The organism is Pristimantibacillus sp. Z349TD_6 (genome assembly GCF_056173205.1).
On record NZ_CM149662.1, the window covers coordinates 7,866,661 to 7,873,323 of the forward strand.

The 6,663-nt window shown below is 43.5% G+C and carries 6 protein-coding genes; all 6 read right to left on the reverse strand.

Features of this window, described 5'->3' with window-relative positions; genetic code table 11:
* Nucleotide 1 precedes the first annotated feature (1 nt).
* The 6 genes from mnmG to rpmH all read right to left on the reverse strand — a co-directional run bounded on the left by mnmG (nt 2) and on the right by rpmH (nt 6,023).
* Entirely contained in the window at nt 2-1,891 is a 1,890-nt protein-coding gene (gene mnmG / locus AC0VYE_RS34155) for a tRNA uridine-5-carboxymethylaminomethyl(34) synthesis enzyme MnmG (protein ID WP_076266591.1), read from the reverse strand.
* Between the two features lie 377 nt (nt 1,892-2,268).
* Nucleotides 2,269-3,648 carry a tRNA uridine-5-carboxymethylaminomethyl(34) synthesis GTPase MnmE gene (gene mnmE / locus AC0VYE_RS34160; protein ID WP_076266592.1) on the reverse strand — a complete coding sequence of 460 codons (1,380 nt, stop codon included), beginning with the start codon at nt 3,646-3,648 and terminating at the stop codon, nt 2,269-2,271.
* A gap of 96 nt (nt 3,649-3,744) precedes the next feature.
* Complete coding sequence (gene jag / locus AC0VYE_RS34165; protein ID WP_076266593.1) at nt 3,745-4,368, reverse strand: RNA-binding cell elongation regulator Jag/EloR; 624 nt, start codon at nt 4,366-4,368, stop codon at nt 3,745-3,747.
* Nucleotides 4,365-5,117, reverse strand: a complete 753-nt coding sequence (locus AC0VYE_RS34170; protein WP_076266648.1) for a YidC/Oxa1 family membrane protein insertase — start codon at nt 5,115-5,117, stop codon at nt 4,365-4,367. The genes jag and AC0VYE_RS34170 overlap by 4 nt, the downstream gene beginning before the upstream one ends.
* A gap of 272 nt (nt 5,118-5,389) precedes the next feature.
* Complete coding sequence (rnpA, locus tag AC0VYE_RS34175; RefSeq protein ID WP_076266594.1) at nt 5,390-5,761, reverse strand: ribonuclease P protein component; 372 nt, start codon at nt 5,759-5,761, stop codon at nt 5,390-5,392.
* Nucleotides 5,762-5,888: 127 nt separating this feature from the next.
* The gene (rpmH, locus tag AC0VYE_RS34180; protein ID WP_054025773.1) at nt 5,889-6,023 is read right to left on the reverse strand and encodes a 50S ribosomal protein L34; all 135 of its coding nucleotides are present in this window, start codon (nt 6,021-6,023) and stop codon (nt 5,889-5,891) included.
* Nucleotides 6,024-6,663: the final 640 nt, after the last annotated feature.

The following is a 6,663-nucleotide window of genomic DNA, read 5'->3' on the forward strand; positions in this document are numbered from 1 at the left end:
ATTATGATCCTCTCGCTGCAGTAACACGGTTGTAATGTTCCAAGTAAACAAGCAGTATGGAAATATCAGCTGGTGTAACACCAGCAATCCGTGATGCTTGACCAATAGATAACGGTCTGATAACTGAAAGCTTTTGCTTCGCTTCAGATGCTAAGCTGCGAACATCACTGTAATCAATGTCATCAGGAATACGTTTTTTCTCCATTTTGTTCAAACGTGCTACTTGCACAAGCTGTTTCTCAATATAACCTGCATATTTAATCTGAATTTCAACCTGTTCCTTCATTTCTTCTGTCATTTCAGGAACGGAAGGTACAACAGTCTCCAGCATCGCATAAGTAACTTCCGGTCGACGAAGCAACGATAACGCATCAGTGCCATGCTCCATGGGAGCCGTACCCGCTGCTATCAGCATTTCATTTGCTTGATCAGGTTTTACTTTAGTTCCGCGTAGACGTTCAATATCCATTTCGACCAATTCTTTTTTGCGCAAAAATTTATTGTAACGTTCTTCCGAAATAAGACCGATTTCGTAGCCAGTTGGCGTTAGACGATAATCTGCATTATCGTGGCGAAGCAGCAAACGATATTCCGCTCTTGAAGTAAGCAAACGATAAGGATCGTTCGTCCCCTTCGTAACAAGATCATCGATCATTACACCGATATAGCCGTCTGCACGACCGATAATAATTGGTTCTTTCCCTTGTACCTTGCGTGCAGCATTAATGCCAGCCATAACGCCTTGCCCCGCTGCTTCCTCATAACCAGAAGTTCCGTTTATTTGTCCAGCTGTGAATAAACCGTCAATTACCTTTGTCTCCAAGGATGGCCATAGCTGTGTAGGAACTACCGCATCATATTCGATCGCATAACCGTTACGCATCATCTCAACTTTTTCCAAACCTGGTATAGAACGTAAAATACCAAGCTGTACATCTTCCGGCATACTTGTGGAGAGACCTTGTACATAATACTCAGAGGTATTTTTACCTTCTGGCTCTAAAAAGATTTGATGTTTGGGCTTATCAGCAAAACGGACGATTTTATCTTCAATAGAAGGACAATATCTTGGGCCCGTTCCCTCAATCGCACCTGAGAACATTGGCGCACGATGAAGATTGTCATTAATAATTTTGTGCGTCGCTTCAGATGTATATGTTAACCAGCAAGGCAATTGCTCGTTTGTTGATGATTCCGTCTCATGCGAGAAAAACTTCGGTTTGTCGTCACCAGGTTGAATTTCTGTTTTCGAGAAATCAATCGTATCTTTGTGAACACGAGGAGGCGTACCTGTCTTGAAACGTACAAGCTCCAAACCATGCTCCTTCAAGCTTGCCGAAAGTCTGACTGAAGGCTGTTGATTATTTGGTCCGCTCTCATACATCAGCTCGCCCATAATAATTTTGCCGCGCAAATAGGTGCCCGTTGTAACAACCGTAGTCTTTGCACGATACTCAGCGCCTGTCTTTGTAACGATTCCCAAGCATTTTCCATCCTCAACAATAAGCTCTTCAGCCATTCCTTGTCTCAGGGTCAAATGAGGTGTTTCTTCAATTGTCTTCTTCATTAAATGCTGATAATCAAACTTGTCAGCTTGCGCACGCAGTGCATGCACCGCAGGACCTTTACCTGTATTAAGCATCCGCATTTGAATGAACGTTTTATCGATATTACGTCCCATCTCACCGCCGAGCGCATCAATTTCACGTACCACATGGCCTTTTGCCGGTCCGCCGATAGATGGATTACATGGCATAAAAGCAACCATATCTAGATTTATTGTAAGCAGCAGCGTTTCGCAGCCCATACGTGCAGCCGCAAGTGCAGCTTCACAGCCTGCATGCCCCGCTCCAATGACGATCACGTCATATTCACCAGCTATATATCTCATTGTCCTTTACCCTCCCAAAGGTTTTCTACGAAAACCTACTTCGTATATTTAAGGTTTTCGCAGAAAACCAACTTCGTAAGCATTAACTTAGGTTTTCGTAGAAAACCACTTCGTAAGCATATCCAAAAGCTTTCATAGAAAGCCTTTCTTATGCCCATCATTTCAGTGAAACCTATATGCTGATAGAATAACGATTAGCTCGATATTCTATTTCCTTAATTAACACTTAGAGCTGCACTAATCTTAAATCACAGAGACAGCTGAAAACTCTGCCTCATTAGCGAAATCACTTTTTAGCAACGAACTAAACATTACTTATTCATTAAAGCCACATGTTGTAAGTTTAATTCATATCGGCTGCAAAAGCCTACTTCCATCTATTTCCCTAAGCAGAACTGCGAGAAAATTTGATCAATTAATGAATCTCCAGCCTCATCACCCAAAATTTCACCAAGCGATTCCCACGCGGACCTGGCATCGATCTGAATAAGGTCAATCGGTATTCCTGTATCAGATGCTTCTATTGCATCGACTAGCGATTGCCTTGCCCGCTTCAATAAAGCAATATGTCGAACATTGCTCACATATGTCAGATCACCTGATTCAAGCTGGCCTTCAAAAAACATCTCACTTATCGTCTTCTCTAAGCGGTCTAACCCATCTTCCTCAAGAACCGACATTTTAACGATGGAATCGACCGGAATCGACTCCTCCACCACCTCAATTTCTAATTGACGCGGCAAGTCAGTCTTATTTATGATCGCAATGACTGGGCGACCCTTCATTTGCAACAATAGCTCTCGATCATCAGCCTGCAACGGCTCATTATAGTTCAGCACTAGCAAAATGAGATCCGCTTCTTCAAGCGCATTGCGAGAGCGCTCCACCCCAATTCGCTCAACAACATCCGTTGTTTCACGAATACCAGCCGTATCGAGCAGTCGAAGTGGAATTCCGTTTAGCGCTACAAATTGTTCTATGACATCACGAGTCGTACCCGGGATATCGGTAACGATAGCCTTATTCTCCTGCGTCAGTACATTCATTAGAGACGATTTACCGACATTAGGCCGCCCAACGATTGCTGTTACAATACCTTCTCTTAGTATCTTGCCTTCGTTTGCGGTTTTTAACAGACGATCTATTTCATTAATAGCAGAATCGCATTGGTCACGAATGAACGAGCTCGTCATTTCCTCTACGTCATGCTCCGGATAATCGATGTTCACTTCTATATGGGCAAGCAGCTCAATGACCGTCTGCCGCAAAGCTTTAATCCGCTTCGACAGAACGCCCTCTGCTTGTTTGCGGGCAACGGAAAATGCGCGATCAGATTTGGAACGAATCAAATCGATAACAGCCTCTGCCTGCATAAGATCGATTCGACCATTTAGGAAGGCACGCTTCGTAAACTCGCCTGGCTCCGCTGTACGATAGCCGTCCAACTGCAATACGACATCAAGCACCTTTTTAACAGCAATAACGCCGCCATGTGCATTAATTTCGACAACATCCTCCGCGGTAAATGAACGGGGACCTCTCATCACCGTAACAAGAACTTCTTCAACCTCTTCTCCAGACCTCGGATCGAGAACATGACCATAATGCAGCGTATGTGTATCCGCATCATTTAGATTTATTTTCGAACGAAAAACACTCGCGATACCTGCAATTGCCTCAGGACCGCTTACTCTTATTATTGCGATTCCGCCTTCTCCGACTGCTGTGGAAATGGCAGCTATCGTATCATGTACCATTGCTGTCAGCACCTCTCAAATGGAAAAACAGCAATGACCATTATGAGCCATTGCTGTGGATAGCGTATTGATTCGTATACATTTATATTGTACAGCTTATTGTCTTAATGCAATAACGACTCGCCGATTCGGCTCATCGCCTTTACTAAACGTTTTCACCTTAGGGTGGTTCTGCAACTGCGAATGAATAACTTTGCGCTCATGCGGCGACATCGGCTCCAAGACAACTTCTTTCCTGGTGCGGATAACTCGTCCCGCCAAACGGTCGGATAAATCCGCTAACGTTTTGCGGCGGCGCTCCCGAAAATCTTCTGCATCAAGTACGATACGCAAATGACTGTCTGAATAACGATTAGCCACAATATTAACCAAGTACTGTAATGCATCCAACGTTTGTCCGCGACGTCCAATCAGCATGCCAAGATCTCCACTGCCTGTTACAGCAATATGAATACCGTCTCTTGTTTGCTTTCGATCGATGTTTACTTGCAATCCCATCGTGCCAGCTACTTCACGGAGAAAATTCTCCGCTTCAAGCATGGGATCGGGAATAAGCTCAAGCTCAACTTTCGCTTCCTTTGCGCCGAACAGTCCAAAGAAACCTTTGGTTGGCTGCTCAAGCACAACTTGTTTAACGCGGTCTTCAGTTACTTGCAATTGTAATAATCCGTTACGTACAGCATCTTCTACCGTTTTCCCCGATGCAATGATTTTCTTCATTTCGCAGGGGCCTCCTTACCTTTGTCAGATGAACGAACGTATAGGAAGTAGTTTTGAACTATTGTGTAAATGTTGCTGTAAACCCAGTACAAAGGAAGAGCCGCTGGGAAAGAAAGTGCCATTACAAAAATGAGCACAGGGAAAATCGCCAGCATCATGCCCATACCTGGCATTGTTTGTGTTTGCTGCTTCTGCATCATCTTTGACTGAATGAACGTTGTAGCTGCTGCGAGAATAGGAAGAATGTAATACGGATCTTTCTCTCCAAGCTGAAGCCACAGGAATGTATGCTCACGAATATCAGGGTTTTTGTAGATTGAATTGTACAAAGCGATAAAAATCGGCATTTGAACAATTAGAGGCAAACAGCCCGCCATCGGATTTACCTTATGCGTTTGGAAAAGCTTCATTGTCTCTTCTTGCTGCTTTTGCGGATTGTCTTTGTGTTTTTTCTTAATTTCAGCCATTTGCGGCTGCAACGCCTGCATAGCTTTGGAGCTGCGGTACTGTTTTAGCGTTAACGGCAAAATCAATGTTCTTACAATGATCGTCAGGAGCAATATCGCAAGTCCGTAGGATTCGCCAAACCAGCCTGCGAACGTATCAAGCGTTAAGGCAAAGTAATAAACGACGTTCTTCTCCCAGAAGTTCCCCTTCAATAGATCAGCAGTCTCGGTTGTCTCTGTTGATGGAGCGCCGCATCCTGCCAGCACACCCATAAGCAGAACAAGACCGAACACTAAAATCATTTTCTTGTTTTTTGTCCAAAACAACAACTTTAAAACTCCTCTCTGAAAGCCATTACATCAAGCGTCAGCGGCAATAGCCGTACTCTTGCGGCGCAGCATATGTTTCGTGGAAAAATACAGGCATTGTATGACTAATACAATCTTATATTTTCAATCTAGACTATACCATAATTTATGGGACAAAGAAACAACGAGACTATCCATGCATCCGCTTTCTTGGCGCATGCTGTATCACGTTTTTTAGGCATGCGAAGCAAGCCGGCAAAATATCGTTAATCTGCCTGCTTCTCTTTTGAAATACTCGTGCTTTTCAGCAAACCGGCCTTCTTCAATACATGAAGAACGCTCTTCTCCATATCCTTCATCTTCATCAATGTAGCAGGCTTTCTTACTATTAGTATGAAGTCGGTTCTGGGAACGATTCGATTGGCTTGGTGACGAACAATTTCCTTAATCATTCTGCGCATGCGATTACGTACTACCGCATTGCCTATTTTTTTGCTTGCCGATACACCGAGGCGAAATGGTTCCGCCGATGGTTGCTTCGACCAATAGACGACGAATTGCCCATTCGCAAACGATTTGCCGCCTCGATAAATCCGGCTGAAGTCTTCACGATTGCGAAGACGCAATTTTCTATGCACGACTGTTGGCCACCGTTCTCTTGTTCATCTTCTAAGTATAGTCAGCAAGCGAGCAGCCTAAGCTGCCGCTCACTCACTCCTCATCCTCACAAGCAAAAAAAAAAGACCACCGGACGTGGTCTTCTGCTTATGCGCTCAGTACTTTTCTTCCTCTTTGACGACGCGCTGCCAAAACTTTACGTCCGTTCTTCGTGCTCATCCGTTTGCGGAATCCATGCACTTTCGCGCGTTTGCTTACATTAGGTCTAAATGTAGGTCTCATCGTTCTGCACCTCCTATACTGCGTGTTTCCAATCAAGCGTAAACGGCTCTCGCCGTCATAGTTTGACGGAGCAGCATCGTTTCGCGGTGTATATAAGCAGCATTATAAGCATGCACCTATAACGTCTTATATTTAAAAAAACGCTTTTTTTATTAAACCATGCCCAGCCCCAAAAGTCAATGATCCGCTCCAGCACCCTCTTGTTGATAAAAATAATTTCAAGTCAGCTGTGGATAAACGCATGAATTGACTTCATTTTTCAAAAACTAATAACATGTGCACAATCCACAGGCGGGTTAAACGAACTTTGTCGAAATCTTAACAAGATATAAACAATATGTAGTGGTGTAGATAACTTTTATGCACAAGCAGTTGAGAATGTGGATAAAATATGCGATTTCGTTGAAATATAAGGCATCTTTTGCTATGATAATTATGTTTTCACTGTGGATTAGATCAATATTGCCTCAGTTTTATCAACAGCCTGTGGATAACATTGTGAACAAACTCATCCCCTATTTATAACTCATTCACTTATTTCTCTTCATAATGTGGATGCTTTCGTTATAATACCCTTGTTTTCGACATTTTTTCTTGCAACTGCGCCACTTGTGGCGATTTGGATAAGGAGTGACAGTCT

Bases quoted from the DNA above. Each gene is read 5' to 3' on its own strand.
- mnmG (WP_076266591.1), bottom strand. From the start codon at position 1,891: ATGAGATATATAGCTGGTGAATATGACGTGATCGTCATTGGAGCGGGG.
- mnmE (WP_076266592.1), bottom strand. From the start codon at position 3,648: ATGGTACATGATACGATAGCTGCCATTTCCACAGCAGTCGGAGAAGGC.
- jag (WP_076266593.1), bottom strand. From the start codon at position 4,368: ATGAAGAAAATCATTGCATCGGGGAAAACGGTAGAAGATGCTGTACGT.
- AC0VYE_RS34170 (WP_076266648.1), bottom strand. From the start codon at position 5,117: ATGATTTTAGTGTTCGGTCTTGTTCTGCTTATGGGTGTGCTGGCAGGA.
- rpmH (WP_054025773.1), bottom strand. From the start codon at position 6,023: ATGAGACCTACATTTAGACCTAATGTAAGCAAACGCGCGAAAGTGCAT.